We start from the raw sequence: 14,792 nt of genomic DNA on the forward strand, positions 1-14,792 counted from the left end.
CAGCTAACTCATCGCGGGCAGTCTCACTGAAGAGGTGGCGAAAGTGCCGCGCCTGCCGCCGCTCTCGTGGGGCATATCGAGCTAATGCGAGTAAGTGGCTCATGCCCGCACCCATAGGCCCTGAACTGCATCTTTGGTCGCTTGTGTAACAGCAGTGCCGCAGCGAGCGAAATACCCCCAGAGGCCGGGGAAGAAGGATGCGGCCAGAACCAAGGAGGATTCCATGACTCGTGCCGTTACCTTCGGCCGTTCCACCCTCGGCTTCATCGCCCTGGGCGCTGCCTGCGCCGCGCTGGTCGTGCCCCGCGCGTCCGCGGATCCGACGCCGGTGACGCCCACGCCGTCCACGTCAGCCGCGCCGACCACGTCCGCGACGGCTGCGCCGACCACGTCGGCCGCTCCCACCACATCCGCCACCGCGGCGCCGACGACGACCACGACGACCACCGTGGCGCCGGCCGCCACTGTCGCCGACTGCAGCACCGCGACGCTGGCCAAGACCATCAGCTCGGTCACCCTGCAGCTGTCGGACTACTTCGCCGCGCACCCGGATGCCGACAGCTCGCTGCTCGACGCCACTCGTCAGCCGGCGTTCACCGCGATGAGCCAGTTCGACAACTACTTCAAGGAACACCCGGACCAGGCCGACGCGCTGCGCGGCATCCAGGCGCCGCTGGCCGCCTTCAAGGACCGCTGCGGCCTGCAGGTCGCGCCGACCGACGCGCTCGCGGTGCTCAACGGCATCTAGTTCTCACCCGTCGAACGTGAGCAAATGTGCAAATCTGCCAACGGATTTCGCACACTAGCTCACGTTCGGCCGGGCTGAGACCCGCCCAGCTGCGTCGTCAGCGTCGCGGCTGCGGCCACCAGCCCGCGGGCGCGCTTACTGATTTCGGTATCGGTCAGCGCACGGCCGATCTGCAGTGACAGCACCATGACCTGACGTTGGTGATGGTCGAATACCGGCGCGGCGATGACGCTGATGTCGTGCTTGGATCGCCCGCCTGACGCCGCGCTCGATTCACTGGGCAGGTACACGCGCTCGCCGATGTCGGAGACGAGTTCGCCCAGCAGGACCCGTAATTCGTCGGGCAGGTTGCTCGACATGCCGGCCATCATGGCGTACAGCCGCCGGCCACCGGGCGTCAGCCGCTCGACGAGATAGCCCGATTCGCGGCACTCGGCAATCACCCGCTCCAGCCGCGCACTGTCGGTGCGCAGGGGGATCGTCGGCTCCTTGCCCAGCCAATCACGGACCGCACGCTCGTCCCACAGCACGAACATGAGGCCGACCGGCGGGGCGAACGGGTAGCTCTGCCCGACCTGCACCGGTTCCGGACTGCCCGGCGGCGCAACGAGTTCCAGCAGCGTGATGCGGTCGTCGATCACCGCCGACAGCGCCGCTGTGGCATTGAACGTCTCCGATAGCCGGCGCAGTTCGGCCCGCGCGGCCGGGCTGATCCGCATGGACTCCTGCGCGGTATGTCCAAGGGTGATCAGCCGCGGGCCCAGCCGGTAGGTCTTCTCGGCCGTGTCGCGCACCAGATAGCCGGCCTCGGCGAGCGTGGTGACGATGCCCAGACAGGTGGGCTTGCTGAGGTCGAGCCGGCGCGCCAACTCCGATAGCCCGAATTGTTCCTGGGGATGACGGGCCAGGAAGTCCAGCACCGCCACGACGCGGGCGGTGGGCGGCGACGCGCGGCCGATGTCGGTCATGGCAAGGAATGTACGACACCGGTCCAAATATGGACCGGTGTCAGGGGGTTTGGCCGGCCTGTTGACCTGCGCGGCATTGACGACAACTGCAACGCGTTCTACTCTTCATTCGGAATATCTACCGATACGTTCCAATATTGGAACGGAAGGGTGCTACCGAATGTTTACGCAGTCGTTCATCGACGCCGTCGCCGAGGCGGAGCGCCTCGTCGCCGCCGCGCCTTTCATCGAAACCGAGGCCGACCTGCTCGAAGGCCTGCAGTACCTCGCCGGCTGTATCGCGTCGTGCGCGCATGTCGCGTTCGACTTCGACAAGGACCACCCGTTCCTGCACAGCGGCACGGGTCCCTTCGAGAAGATGGGCCTCGACAACCCCGACACCATGTACTTCGGCACCCGCGTGCAGCCCGGTCATGAATACGTCGTCACCGGGCGTCGCGGCACCACCACCGATGTCAGCTTCCAGCTGCTCGGCGGCGAGTACACCGACGCCAACGTGCCGGACAGCGAGACGGCCTTCGACGACCGCAAGCTCGACATCGCCGCCGACGGCACGTTCGAGTGGCGGTTCACGCCGGCCACCCCGGCGCAGCTGGTGATCCGCGAGGTCTACAACGATTGGTCGGCGCAGCGTGGTTCGTTCGCCATCTCCCGGACCGACACCGCGGGGACCGCGCCGGACCCGTTGACCCGTGAGCTGATCGAGAAGCGGTACGCCGTCGCCGGTAAGCAGCTGGTGCAGCGGGTCAAGACCTGGCTGCAGTTCCCGAAGTGGTTCTACGACAACCTGCCGGTCAACACCCTGACCGCGCCGCGATTGACCCCTGGTGGACTGGCGACTCAGTACTCGGCCGTCGGGCACTACGACATGACACCCGACCAGGCCATGGTCATCACGCTTCCGGTGACGGACGCGCCGTACCTGGGCTTCCAGCTGGGCAGTCTTTGGTACATCTCGCTGGATTACATCAACCACCAGACGTCGCTGAACGGCACTCAGGCGCAGGCGGATCCGGACGGAAAGATCCGGATCGTGGTGTCCGAGAACAACCCCGGCGTGACCAACTGGTGCGAGACGCTGGGCCACGCCAAGGGCTACCTGCAGTTCCGCTGGCAGCGAGTGTCCCGCGAGCTGGCGGCCGAGGACGGCCCGACGTGCGAGGTCGTCACCCTGGATGAGGTGGCGTCGAAGCTGCCCTTCTACGAGAGCAACAAGATTTCCGACGAAGATTGGCGCGCGCGGATTGCGCTGCGGCAGAAGCTTATTGGCGAGAGGATGGTGGGCTGACCGTGAGCGGACTGCTGACAAGCAAGGTAGTGGTGATCAGCGGTGTCGGGCCCGGGCTCGGGACGACGCTGGCCCGCCGATGTGCGGAGAACGGTGCCGATCTCGTGTTGGCCGCCCGCACGGTGGAGCGGCTGGAGCTCGTCGCCAAGCAGGTGGCGGCGCTGGGTCGTCGCGCACTGGTTGTGGGCACCGACATCACCGACGACGAGCAGGTCGCCAACGTGGTGGCTCGCACCCTGGAGGAGTTCGGCAAGGCAGACGTGTTGATCAACAACGCGTTCCGGGTGCCGTCCATGAAGCCGTTCGCCAACACCACGTTCGAGCACATGCGGGATGCGATCGAGCTGACGGTGTTCGGCGCGCTGCGCATGACCCAGGGGTTCACCCCGGCCCTGGAGGCCGCCAAAGGCTCTGTGGTGAACGTGAACTCGATGGTCGTCCGGCATTCGCAGGCCAAGTACGGCGCCTACAAGATGGCGAAGTCGGCGCTGCTGGCCATGTCCCAGACCCTCTCGACCGAGCTGGGCGAGAAGGGTATCCGGGTCAACTCGGTGCTGCCCGGCTACATCTGGGGCGAGACCCTGGAGGGCTACTTCGGCCACCAGGCGCAGAAGTACGGCACCACCGTCGAGCAGATCTACGCTGCATCGGCCGCCGGCTCCGATCTGAAGCGGCTGCCGACCGAGGACGAGGTGGCCTCTGCCATCCTGTTCATGGCCAGTGACCTGTCCAGCGGCATCACCGGCCAGGCGCTGGATGTGAACTGCGGGGAGTACAAGGCATGACACGCACCAATGTGGGCACCATCGAGGACCTGCACGCCTCGGCCGTGAAGGCCTGTGGGCTGGAGGATTTCGGCGGCGACGACGACAACTACCTGGAAGCCCTTGGCGTACTGCTGGATGCGTACCAGCGCGAAGCCGACCTTACCGAGCTCGGCAGCAAGATGCAGCGGTTCTTCACCCGCAACGCCTTGGTGGCGCGGCTGGTGTCCAACGCTGCGTTCAAGCAGTACCCGCAGCACGCTGATGTGCCGATCGAACGGCCCATCTTCGTCACGGGCCTGCCGCGCACCGGCACCACGGTGATCCACCGGCTGCTGACTGCCGACCCGGCACACCAGGGGCTGGAGATGTGGCTCGCGGAGTTCCCGCAGCCGCGGCCGCCGCGTGAAACCTGGTCGGAAAACCCGGTTTTCAGTGCGCTGGATGCCCGATTCAAGCAAGCGCACGAGGAGAACCCGGACTACACCGGGTTGCATTTCATGACCGCTGACGAGGTCGAGGAATGCTGGCAGCTGCTGCGGCAGTCGTTGCATTCGGTGTCGTACGAGACGCTGGCGCACGTCCCGTCGTACGCCCAGTGGCTGGCCCGTCAGGACTGGACCAAGTCCTACCAGCGGCACCGCCAGAATCTGCAGTTGATCGGCCTGAACGAGCCCGAAAAGCGTTGGGTACTCAAGAATCCCAGCCACTTGTTCGCCCTCGAGGCGCTGTTCAAGGTGTACCCCGACGCGCTCGTCGTGCAGTGCCACCGGCCGGCGGAGACCATCCTGGCGTCCATGTGCTCGCTGTCGCAGCACACCACGGCCGGCTGGTCGAACTCCTTCACCGGCAAGGTGATCGGCGACGACTCGCTGGAAACCTGGTCGCGTGGGCTGGAACTGTTCAACGCCGAGCGGGCGAAGCATGATCCCAAGCAGTTCTGCGACGTCGACTACTTCGAGTTCATCAAGGACCCGGTCGGTGCTGTCGAGGGCATCTACCGCACCTTCGATCTGGAGTTCACCGACGCCGCGCGGCAGGCGATGGTCGATAGCCACGCCCAGAGCCAGCAGGGTCCGCGGGCGCCGAAGCACACCTACTCGCTGTCCGACTACGGGCTGACCGGGGAGCAGGTCAAGGAGCGCTTCGCCAACCTGTAATTGCCGAGCAGTCCCCCGCAAGCGGGAGTTGCCCCAACAAAACTGCCCCTCTTCACGTGAAGAGGGGCAGTTTTGTGTCTGCTCGTGAGAGAACCGCTAGCCGTCGCCAGGGGAGGGGGCGGTGGAGAACTCCTCCAGGCACCCCTCGGCGACGGCATGCTTGATGCTGTCGGACATCTTCGGGCACGAGCGGCTGCGACTGGGGTCGCCGCCTCCGGCGCGGATCTCGCTGAAATACGCGCACCGCTGCGTCGCTCCCGAATTCCATTGCACCGCAGTGTGTTCGGGTCCCAGCTTCTTCACCGCCACCGTCGAGTGGCAGAACCGGCAGTCCACCGGAACCAGGCCCGCCGTCAGGTAGCGCTGGCGATCAGCCGCCGTGGCCTCGCGAACGGCGGCCAAGCGCACCGGGTCGTCGGCGAAATCTGGTGCCTTGGACCAGGATCCGCTCGCGGGTGAGTCGGACGCCGGATGTGCGTGGTCATCCTCGTCACCGTGACCCATCAGCTGCAGCATCGAACGGGCCAGGCTCTCGGCATCGGGAGCCTGGGTCCGTTCGTCGTGCTGGGTCATCAGCTGGACTGCTCCGCGGCTTCCTTGGCCGCGGCCTGGATGCGGAGGTTTTCGGCGACCTCGCCCTGCCACTTCTCGTTGGCAACGGTGGTGTCGATCTCCAGCTCGAAGCGGTCGACCATGTCCGGCGTGATGTCGGCGACGTCGACGTAGAACTGCTGGTACCAACGACGCATCTGGTAGACCGCGCCGTCTTCCTCGACCAGCAGCGGGTTGTCGATGCGGGTCTTGTGCTTCCAGATCTCGACGTCCTGCATGAAGCCCTTGCTGACACCGTCGGTCATGGCGTCGGCCAGCTTCTGGGTGGTCTTCTCGTCCATGCCCTTGGGCTTTTCGACGATGACGCCCCACTGCAGCACGAACGCGTCCTGGCTGACCGGGTAGTGGCAGTTGATCAGGATCGACTCGGCCTTGTAGCCGCTGTAGTTGTTGTGCAGCCAGTTGATCATGAACGACGGCCCGAAGTACGAGGCCTCCGAGTCGAGGTGCGCCTCGCCGTACTGCGTGCCCATGCCACCGATGTCCGGCCGGCCCACGTTGTGCAGGTACTGGCTGGCGATGTGGCCCTCGAAGACGTTCTTGAAGTACGTCGGCAGGCCGTAGTGGATGTAGAAGAAGTGCGCCATGTCAGTGACGTTGTCGATGATCTCGCGGCAGTTGCTGCCCTCGATCAGCATCGAGTTCCACTGCCACTCGGTCCACTCGTCGCTGGCCGCCTCGGGGATCTCCGGGATCCGGACCTCATCGGTCGGCGCGTTGCCCTCGTGGTCGTGCCAGACGAAGAGCAGGCCACCACGGACGTCGGTGTGCCAAGCGCGGGTGCGGGCCAGGCGCGGCGTGCGCTTGGCGTAGGGCACCAGCTGGCACTTGCCGTCGCCGCCCCAGCGCCAGTCGTGGAACGGGCACGCGACCGCGTCGCCCTTGATGGTGCCCTGTGACAGGTCTCCGCCCATGTGGCGGCAGTAGCCGTCCAGGATTTTCAGGTCACCGTTCGAGTCCGCGAACACCACCAACTTGGTGCCGAATGCCTCGAACGAGTGCGGCTTGCCGTCCAGGAAGTCCTTCACAGGACCCACGCAGTGCCATCCACGGGCAAAGCGGTCCGGCAGCGCGCCGGTATCGATCTCGCGAACCCCCGCGGTTTCGGTGCTCACCTTGGCCTCCCAATCTGTGCCGAGTAACTAGAACACGTTACAGTTTTTACTTGGTGCAGCGCAATGCAAGCGTCCCGACCTGCGGTATATCTATGTCATGCCGCTTTACTCCTTCGAGGGCCGTAGCCCGGTCGTCGACCCCACGGCCTTCATCGCCCCCACCGCCGTCCTGATCGGCGATGTCCGCGTCGAGGCCGGGGCATCTGTGTGGTTCAACGCGGTACTGCGCGCCGACTACGCGCCCGTCGTCATCCGCAACGGCGCCAACGTGCAGGACGGGTCCGTGCTGCACGCCCCTCCCGGTATTCCGGTCGATATCGGGCCCAGCGCGACCATCGCCCACCTGTGTGTCGTACACGGCGCGCATGTCGGTGCCGAGGCGCTGATCGCCAACAACAGCACGGTGCTCGACGGTGCGGTGATCGGTCGGCGCAGTCTGGTCGCGGCACACTCGCTGGTGGTCGCCGGGACCAAGATTCCCGACGAAGTGCTGGTCATGGGGTCGCCGGCCAAGATTCGGGGCCCAATTGCCGGGACCGGCGCCGAGACGTGGATCAACACCAACCCGCAGGCCTACCGCGAGCTGGCCGAGCGCTACCTGGCAGGGCTCGAAGAGCTGTAGGGCGGTTGCGTGCCGGATTTCACGGAAATCTGATATTCGGGCCGCGGTTCGGCCAAGACTGGGCCCATGAAGTTGCCACTCTTTGTCTTGGCCGGTGCCTCCGTGGTGCTCATGGCCCCGCTCGCGCACGCCGCGCCGCCACCCAACTTTCCCGACTTCGCGAACTTCGACATCGTCACCAACACCCACCTGGCCCCCTACCGGAGCACCACGCAGCAGGTGGTGAAGTTCGCCACCCCCGACGGCCTGTCGTGCGACATCGGCGCACTGGCCGGGGCCGGGACGACGGTCCGCTGTTATGGGCCGGTGCCCGGAGCCGCGGGCGTGGCTGTCACTGTCGACCCCTCCGCGAAGGCACCGTGCGATTTCGGGATGGCGCAGTTGCACGGAGCCAATGAGGGGACGATCAGCCGCTACCAGGGTGCCTGCCCGACCGATCTGGCCGGCGGCGCACTGCTCGCGCCCACGCAGAAGGTGTCTCTGGGGACGGCCACGTGCGGCGTCGCCCCGGGCGGTGTCACCGCGTGCATCGACAGCACCGCCGGCGGCCACGGCTTCGTCCTGCAACCCTCGGGGTCCTGGACGTTCTGAACCCGCCTTACGAAGTACGCGGAGCCTCCCAGAAGGCGCGCAGCGCCAGCAGCTGCCCGGCTTCGTTCGCGCGGTAGGTGAAGACGCCTGGAGTCGTGAAGTCGCGCCCGGCGATGGTGGTCACGATGTTGCCGACGTTGGCTTCCTCGTCACCGCACTGGTAGGTGGTCTCGAAGTTGAACACCAGCTTGTCGGCGGGAGCGATCGCCTTGTCCCAGAACGCCGAGATGGCTTCCTTGCCGCTGTGCCCCTTGCCCTCGGGGTCCAGGAACGACGGTCCGATCGGGTCTTGCACGATGGCGTCGTCGGCGAAATTGGCCAGCCAGGCTTCCTTGTCGCGGGCGGCGACGGCATCGCGGGAGCGCTTGCCGGCCAAGTGTGCGGGGTGATTCGGATCGGAAACCGTCATGTCAGTCCTTTCCAGGTTTGTCGCTGCTGACGACCCACATCGAGTAGTACTGTGCGCCACCGCCATACGCGTGGCCCAGCGCCTTGCGGGCGCCCTCGACCTGGTGGTCGCCGGCCTTGCCCATGACCTGGATGGCCGACTCGGCGAACCGAATCATGCCGGATGCGCCAATGGGATTGGAGCTCAGCACGCCGCCGGACGCGTTGAACGGAATCTTGCCGCCGATGGCCGTCTCGCCGGCCTCGGTGAGCTTCCAGCCTTCGCCTTCCGCGGCAAAGCCCAAGTTCTCCAACCACATCGGTTCGAACCACGAGAACGGCACGTACACCTCGGCCACGTCGATCTCATCGATCGGGCTCGTGATGCCGGCGTCGCGCCACAGGGCAGCGGCCGCGTCGCGGCCGGCCTGCGGGTTCACCTGGTCGCGGCCCGAGTAGGCCAGCGGTTCGGTGCGCAGCGCGGTGGCGTGAATCCAGGCGACCGGATGTCCCTCGGCGACGCGGCCGTCGGCGACTTCCTCGTTGCCGATGACCAGTGCGGCAGCACCGTCGGAGGACGGGCACGTCTCGTCGAAGCGGATTGGGTCCCAGAGCATCTGGGAGGCCATCACCTTCTCGACGGTGATGTCGGGCTGGTGCAGGTGAGCCAGCGGGTTCTTGGCGCCGTTGAGCCGGTCCTTGACCGCCACGATGGCACCGATGTTCTCCGGCGCGCCCGAGCGGCGGATGTAGGCCCGCACGTGCGGGGCGAAGTAACCGCCCGCGCCGGCGCCCACCGGCTTGGTGAACGGCACCGGAATCGAGAGCGCCCACATGGCGTTCGACTCCGACTGCTTCTCCCAGGCCATGGTCAACACGCGGCGGTACTTGCCGGACTTGACCAGGCTGGCGGCGACGATCGCGGTCGAGCCACCCACCGAACCCGCGGTGTGCACGCGGATCAGCGGCTTGTTGGTGGCGCCGGTGGCGTCGGCCATGAACAGCTCGGGCATCATGACGCCCTCGAAGAAGTCCGGTGCCTTGCCGACCACGACGGCGTCGATGTCGGCCATGGTGCACCCGGAATCCGCGAGCGCTCTATCGATGGCTTCGCGCACCAGGCCGTTCATCGACACGTCGAGTCGCTTGGCGACGTACTTGGTCTGTCCGGTGCCGAGGACGGCGGCGAGATTCTTGGCCATTGCTACTTGCCCTCCAGAACGGCAATCAGATTCTGTTGCAGCGCAGGACCACTTGTGGCGTGGGCCAGTACGCGATTCGCCGATCCGTTGAAGATGTGTTCGGCGGCGAAGCCGATGCGCTCCAGGCCGGCCGAGAACATCGGGTTGGCGGCCAGGGCGCCACCGGATGGGTTGATCTTCGTCGAGTCCTTCAACCCGATCGCCTCGGCGAGGATCAGCTGCTGGTGGCTGAACGGCGCGTGCAACTCGGCGATGTCGATCGAGCCGACGTCCCCACCGGTGGCGGCGGCGGCCGATGCGGCGGTCGAGGTCGAGACCGTCAGGTCACGGGCGCCCAGGATCGGGGTCTCGATGCGATGCTCGAAACCGGTGATCCACGCGGGGTTTTCGCGCAGTTCCCGCGCCTTGTCTGCTGAGGCCAGCACGATCGCGGAGGCGCCGTCGGTGATCGGTGCGATGTCGTGGCGGCGCAGCGGGTCGGCGAAGAACGGACGGTCCAGCAGCTCACTCACCGTGGCGGCGGACTCGAGCCGGTCGACGCGCTCGGCGACGGCGAACGAATCCAGCGCCACCTGCGCCATCTGCTCGGCGGTCCACTTCCCGGCGTCCAGACCGAAGCGGGCCTGCAGACCTGCCATCGACACGGCGTCCGGCCACAGCGGCGAGACGGTGTACGGGTCGGTCTGCAGGGCCAGCACCCGGCGCAGAGTGCCGGCGCTGCCCTTACCGAAGCCGTAGACCAGCGCGGTGTCGACCTCGCCGGTCAGGATCTTGATGTAGGCCTCATACAGTGCCCAGGCCGCGTCCATCTCGACGTGCGATTCGTTGATCGGCGGGATGGCGCCGATCGAGTCGATCGCCGAGATGAACGAAAATGCCCGGCCGGCAAGGTAATCCGACGATCCGGAGCACCAGAAGCCGATGTCGGTCTGCTTGAGGCCCAACTCGGCGTACAGCTTTGCAAAACACGGCATCAGCATCTCGACGCCGTTGGTGGTGCCGTCGGTGCGGCGCACATGCGGGGCATGCGCGAACCCGACGACCGCTACGTCAGTGGAAGTCATTGTTGGCCCCTTACGAAAGTCATTGTGGCCCTTTACAGGTGGTGCTTGTACGAGTCGTAGTCGGCGTCAGGCTCGCCGGACGGTTTGAAGTGCGAGATGTTGTCGATGCCCAGACCCCACTCCTCGCGGGGCTTCCACACCGCCTCCACCCGCATACCCATCCGGACCTCAGCCGCGTCGATCTCGGTGAGCAGATGCAGGAACGGGATGTCGGCGCCGTCGAGCAGCACATAGGCGGCCACATACGGCGGCTTGATGCGCTGCCCGGCGAACGGGATGTTGATGATCGCGAAGGTGGTGACGGTGCCGCGGTCGACCAACTCGACGAATTCGTCGAGTTCCAGACCGGTGGCCGGGTCGGCCTCCTTCGGCGGGAACAGCACCGCGCCGGGCTTGCCGTCGCGGCCGGCCTTGGTGCGGGCACCGAGCAGCTTGCCCTCCTGCAGACCACGCAGGAACACGGTCTCGGGATGCGAAGCGGTGTGCTGGATTTCGATGGACGACGGCACGACCAGCATGGTCACGGGGTCGCGATCGTCGGCCGGCAGCGGTTCTTCTGCGTCTTCACCGGGCACGAAGTATGCGATGTCGGTGATGGCGCCGACGGGCTCGTCGACCCAGTGCGCGCGGACGCGGTCGCCGGACTTCAGCGAGCCCTCCCGAGCATCGACCGCGTGCAACAACGGGGTGTCGGCGCCGTCGAGCTTGATCAGCGCCCAGGCGAACGGCTGCTGCAGGGGCTGCCCTTCCAGGGGCTCGGGCTGCCAGGTCCACGACACCACGGTGCCGACGCTGGAAACCGGAACGACCTCGGTCAGGGCCTCGTAGGTGACAGGGTCATACTCGGCGGGAGGTACGTGTACCCGGCCGTCCGAACCGCGGGTGCCGACGACGCGTCGTCCGCGCAGCGCGGTGAAGAACTGACTCAGGACCGGACCTACTGAACGGGTGTAGTCGAATGACAGTTTCAGCGGAGCTGAAAGGGGCGGCTCATGGCCTGCCATCTGGGCTGGGCTGCTTTGGCTAGCGCTCACGGCATCGAGTAGAACAGGTTCTAACAATCGTGGCAAGCAGGTTCGGAAAGGCGGCCCCATGAAACTCGGTTTGCAGCTCGGATACTGGGGCGCCAAGGCGCCGACCGATCACGCGACGCTCGTCGCGGCAGCGGAGGAAGCCGGGTTCGACACCGTCTTCACCGCGGAGGCCTGGGGCTCGGACGCGTACACCCCGCTGGCCTGGTGGGGGCGGGAAACCACCCGGATGCGCCTGGGCACCTCGGTCATCCAGATGTCGGCCCGCACGCCCACCGCGTGTGCCATGGCGGCGCTGACCCTCGATCACCTCTCGGGTGGTCGCCACATCCTGGGCCTCGGCGTCTCGGGGCCGCAGGTCGTCGAGGGCTGGTACGGGCAGAAGTTCCCGAAGCCGTTGGCCCGCACCCGCGAATACGTCGACATCCTGCGCCAGGTCTGGGCCCGCGAAGCCCCGGTCACCAGCGCCGGCCCGCACTACCCGCTGCCGTTGTCGGGTGAGGGCACCACGGGTCTGGGCAAGCCGCTCAAGCCCATCACCCATCCGCTGCGCGCGGACATCCCGGTGATGCTCGGCGCCGAAGGCCCCAAGAACGTCGCACTGGCCGCCGAGATCGCCGATGGCTGGCTGCCGATCTTCTACTCGCCGCGGATCTCCGGCATGTACAACGAGTGGCTCGACGAGGGCTTCGCCCGCGCCGGCGCCCGGCGGACCCGCGAGACGTTCGAAATCTGTGCCACCGCACAGATCGTCGTCACCGACGACCGGCCGATGGTCATGGAGATGATGAAGCCGCACCTCGCGCTCTACATGGGTGGCATGGGCTCGGAGGACACCAACTTCCACGCCGAGGTGTACCGCCGCATGGGCTACGCCGAGGTCGTCGACGACGTCACCAAGCTGTTCCGCACCGACCGCAAGGACGAGGCCGCCAAGGTCATTCCGGACGAGCTGGTCGACGACTCCGCGATCGTCGGGAACCTCGACTACGTCAAGGAACAGATCAAGGCCTGGGAGGCCTCCGGCGTCACGATGATGGTGGTCGGGGCCAAGTCGGTCGAGCAGATCAACCAATTGGCTGACTTGGTCTAGTCAGTCCCGCGAGCAGACGCAAAACTGTCTCTTTGGCCCGCCGAAGTGCAGTTTTGCGTCTGTTCGCGAATGCGGCAGTAGACACTTATTGCGAAGTGTCTATAACGTGTTCTAGATTTGTGGTGTGACAGACGCCACCGGGGCCGCGCCCTCGCAGCACACCATCGCGGGCACCGTGCTGACCATGCCGGTGCGCGTCCGCAAGGCGACGCAGCACATGGCGATGTTCTCGGTCGACGCCGATGCCGCGCAACGCATAATCGACTACAGCGGCCTGCAGGTGTGCCGGTTCCGCCCACGCCGCGCGGTGGCCGTGCTGATGCTGATGCACTACGTCGACAGTGACCTCGGCCAGTACTACGAGTACGGCACCAACATCATGGTGAACCCGCCCGGTTCGAACGCCTCGGGCCTGCGCGCCCTGCAATCGGCGGGCGCCTTCATCCATCACCTTCCCGTCGACCAAGCCTTCACCCTGGAAGCCGGCCGGAACATCTGGGGTTACCCCAAGGTGATGGCGGATTTCGCCATCGACGGCGGAAAGAACTTCTCCTTCGACGTCACCATCGACGGCCGGTTCGCCGTCGGGATGGACTTCCGGCCGGGCTTCCCGGTGCCCGCGCCGTCCAAACCGCAAGCGCCCCCGACGTATTCGCACCTCGATGGCGTCACCCGGGAGACCGTCGGCGTGATGCGGCCGTCCGGCGTGCGCTACCGGCCCGGCGGCGTGACGGTGCGACTTGGTGACCACCCCTTTGCCCAGGAACTGGCGGCGCTCGGATTGCCGAAACGCGCCATGCTTTCCGGTTCCGCTGAAAACGTAGACATGACTTTCGCCGACGCTCAGGAGATCAAGTGACCAGTGTTCTGACCCGCCCCGACGTTGACCTGGCCGACGGTCGGTTCTATGCCGACCGGCAGGCCGCGCATGAGGCCTATCGCTGGATGCGGGACAACGAGCCAGTGTTCCGGGACCGCACCGGGCAGGCCGCGGTGACCACGTACCAGTCCGTGCTCGATGCCGAGCGCAACGCCGAGCTGTTCTCCAACGCCGGCGGCATCCGCCCCGATCAGCCGGGCATGCCCTACATGATCGACATGGACGATCCGGCGCACCTGGTGCGGCGCAAGCTGGTCAACGCCGGCTTCACCCGCAAGCGCGTCATGGACAAGGTGCCGTCCATCGGGCGGCTGTGTGACGCCCTGATCGACAACATCTGTGAGAAGGGCGAGGCCGACTTCGTCCGCGATCTGGCGTCGCCGCTGCCCATGGCCGTCATCGGCGACATGCTGGGTGTGGTGCCGGAAGAGCGCGAGATGCTGCTCGATTGGTCCGACGAGCTGGTGTCCGGGCTGTCCTCACACCTGGACGAGTCGTCGATCCAGAAACTGATGGAAACCTTTGCGGCATATACCGCTTTCACCATGGACGTCATCAAGGACCGGCGCGCCAACCCGACCGACGACCTGTTCTCGGTGTTCATCAACTCCGAGGTCGAAGGTCAGCGGCTGAGCGACGACGAGATCGTCATGGAGACGCTGCTGATCCTGATCGGCGGCGACGAGACCACGCGGCACACCCTGTCCGGCGGCACCGAACAGCTGATGCGGCACCGCGACCAGTGGGACCGGCTGGTCGCCGATCCTTCGCTGATGCCCGGTGCCATCGAGGAGATGCTGCGCTGGACCTCGCCCATCAAGAACATGTGTCGCGTCCTGACCGCGGACACCGTCTTCTACGGCACCGAGCTGAAGAAGGACGAGAAGGTCATGCTGATGTTCGAGGCGGCGAACTTCGACGGCGACCAGTTCGAGAACCCGGACGAGTTCCACATCGACCGGACCCCCAACAGTCACTTGGCTTTCGGCTTCGGCACCCACTTCTGCATGGGTAACCAGCTGGCCCGGCTGGAGCTGCGCCTGATGACCGAGCGGTTGATGCAGCGGCTGCCCGACCTCCGCCTGGCCGAAGGCGCTGCGATCCCGCTGCGCGCCGCCAACTTCGTCAGCGGCCCCGAGGCCATGCCGGTGGTGTTCACCCCGACAGCCCGGGTGCTGTAGCGCGCCGAGGCGCCGGCCAATGTGAGAACTGTGCAAGGAATGCAAGGAATCGGCAGGTTCCGTCGCACGGTGTAGTGGCGTGCGTC

At 66.2% G+C, this 14,792-nt stretch carries 16 protein-coding genes; 9 read left to right on the plus strand and 7 right to left on the minus strand.

From position 1 onward, the window contains the following. Positions 1-223: 223 nt before the first annotated feature. Positions 224-748, plus strand: coding sequence for a hemophore-related protein (locus ACNO8X_RS06745; protein WP_236737201.1), 525 nt, complete (start codon positions 224-226; stop codon positions 746-748). 59 nt (positions 749-807) lie between these two features. On the opposite strand, the gene ACNO8X_RS06750 is transcribed toward ACNO8X_RS06745, so the two are convergent. Then, complete coding sequence (locus tag ACNO8X_RS06750) at positions 808-1,716, minus strand: IclR family transcriptional regulator (protein ID WP_418004675.1); 909 nt, start codon at positions 1,714-1,716, stop codon at positions 808-810. Positions 1,717-1,876: 160 nt separating this feature from the next. Here ACNO8X_RS06750 and ACNO8X_RS06755 point away from each other — a divergent pair, with 160 nt between their 5' ends. Genes ACNO8X_RS06755 through ACNO8X_RS06765 form a run of 3 tightly spaced genes read left to right on the plus strand, consistent with a single transcriptional unit; the run spans position 1,877 to position 4,928 of the window. Continuing rightward, positions 1,877-3,004 carry a hypothetical protein gene (locus tag ACNO8X_RS06755; RefSeq protein ID WP_418004676.1) on the plus strand — a complete coding sequence of 376 codons (1,128 nt, stop codon included), beginning with the start codon at positions 1,877-1,879 and terminating at the stop codon, positions 3,002-3,004. A gap of 2 nt (positions 3,005-3,006) precedes the next feature. Continuing rightward, complete coding sequence (locus ACNO8X_RS06760; protein WP_418004677.1) at positions 3,007-3,789, plus strand: SDR family oxidoreductase; 783 nt, start codon at positions 3,007-3,009, stop codon at positions 3,787-3,789. Continuing rightward, positions 3,786-4,928 carry a sulfotransferase family protein gene (locus tag ACNO8X_RS06765; RefSeq protein WP_418004678.1) on the plus strand — a complete coding sequence of 381 codons (1,143 nt, stop codon included), beginning with the start codon at positions 3,786-3,788 and terminating at the stop codon, positions 4,926-4,928. The genes ACNO8X_RS06760 and ACNO8X_RS06765 overlap by 4 nt, the downstream gene beginning before the upstream one ends. Positions 4,929-5,024: 96 nt before the next feature. Here the strand turns inward: ACNO8X_RS06765 and ACNO8X_RS06770 are convergent, their stop codons facing one another. Next, positions 5,025-5,501 carry a hypothetical protein gene (locus ACNO8X_RS06770; protein ID WP_043398133.1) on the minus strand — a complete coding sequence of 159 codons (477 nt, stop codon included), beginning with the start codon at positions 5,499-5,501 and terminating at the stop codon, positions 5,025-5,027. Continuing rightward, positions 5,501-6,655: a Rieske 2Fe-2S domain-containing protein gene (locus ACNO8X_RS06775; protein WP_418004679.1), complete on the minus strand. Its 1,155-nt coding sequence runs from the start codon at positions 6,653-6,655 to the stop codon at positions 5,501-5,503. Before ACNO8X_RS06775 ends, ACNO8X_RS06770 begins: the two co-directional genes overlap by 1 nt. 97 nt (positions 6,656-6,752) lie before the next feature. Here ACNO8X_RS06775 and ACNO8X_RS06780 point away from each other — a divergent pair, with 97 nt between their 5' ends. Both ACNO8X_RS06780 and ACNO8X_RS06785 read left to right on the plus strand, forming a co-directional pair. Beyond that, positions 6,753-7,277, plus strand: a complete 525-nt coding sequence (locus tag ACNO8X_RS06780) for a gamma carbonic anhydrase family protein (protein WP_418004680.1) — start codon at positions 6,753-6,755, stop codon at positions 7,275-7,277. A 66-nt stretch (positions 7,278-7,343) separates the two neighbouring features. Further along, entirely contained in the window at positions 7,344-7,868 is a 525-nt protein-coding gene (locus ACNO8X_RS06785; protein ID WP_418004681.1) for a hypothetical protein, read from the plus strand. Between the two features lie 7 nt (positions 7,869-7,875). Here the strand turns inward: ACNO8X_RS06785 and ACNO8X_RS06790 are convergent, their stop codons facing one another. The 4 genes from ACNO8X_RS06790 to ACNO8X_RS06805 are packed head-to-tail and all read right to left on the minus strand — an operon-like array spanning position 7,876 to position 11,555. Continuing rightward, positions 7,876-8,277, minus strand: a complete 402-nt coding sequence (locus tag ACNO8X_RS06790; protein WP_418004682.1) for a nuclear transport factor 2 family protein — start codon at positions 8,275-8,277, stop codon at positions 7,876-7,878. A gap of 1 nt (position 8,278) precedes the next feature. After that, on the minus strand, positions 8,279-9,457 hold the full coding sequence (locus tag ACNO8X_RS06795; RefSeq protein WP_418004683.1) for a thiolase domain-containing protein: 1,179 nt from the start codon (positions 9,455-9,457) through the stop codon (positions 8,279-8,281). 2 nt (positions 9,458-9,459) lie between these two features. After that, positions 9,460-10,521, minus strand: a complete 1,062-nt coding sequence (locus tag ACNO8X_RS06800) for a thiolase domain-containing protein (protein ID WP_418004684.1) — start codon at positions 10,519-10,521, stop codon at positions 9,460-9,462. Between the two features lie 32 nt (positions 10,522-10,553). Next, a complete protein-coding gene (locus ACNO8X_RS06805; protein WP_418004685.1) occupies positions 10,554-11,555 on the minus strand; it encodes a Zn-ribbon domain-containing OB-fold protein in 1,002 nt (333 codons plus the stop codon). 58 nt (positions 11,556-11,613) lie between these two features. Here ACNO8X_RS06805 and ACNO8X_RS06810 point away from each other — a divergent pair, with 58 nt between their 5' ends. From ACNO8X_RS06810 to ACNO8X_RS06820, 3 genes are all read left to right on the plus strand, one after another. Then, a complete protein-coding gene (locus tag ACNO8X_RS06810) occupies positions 11,614-12,645 on the plus strand; it encodes an LLM class F420-dependent oxidoreductase (RefSeq protein ID WP_418004686.1) in 1,032 nt (343 codons plus the stop codon). 184 nt (positions 12,646-12,829) lie between these two features. Further along, a complete protein-coding gene (locus tag ACNO8X_RS06815; RefSeq protein ID WP_418005801.1) occupies positions 12,830-13,504 on the plus strand; it encodes an acetoacetate decarboxylase family protein in 675 nt (224 codons plus the stop codon). Continuing rightward, the gene (locus ACNO8X_RS06820; protein ID WP_418004687.1) at positions 13,501-14,706 is read left to right on the plus strand and encodes a cytochrome P450; all 1,206 of its coding nucleotides are present in this window, start codon (positions 13,501-13,503) and stop codon (positions 14,704-14,706) included. Before ACNO8X_RS06815 ends, ACNO8X_RS06820 begins: the two co-directional genes overlap by 4 nt. Positions 14,707-14,792: the final 86 nt, after the last annotated feature.

This window comes from Mycobacterium sp. PDNC021 (assembly GCF_048282635.1).
Taxonomy (GTDB): domain Bacteria; phylum Actinomycetota; class Actinomycetes; order Mycobacteriales; family Mycobacteriaceae; genus Mycobacterium; species Mycobacterium llatzerense.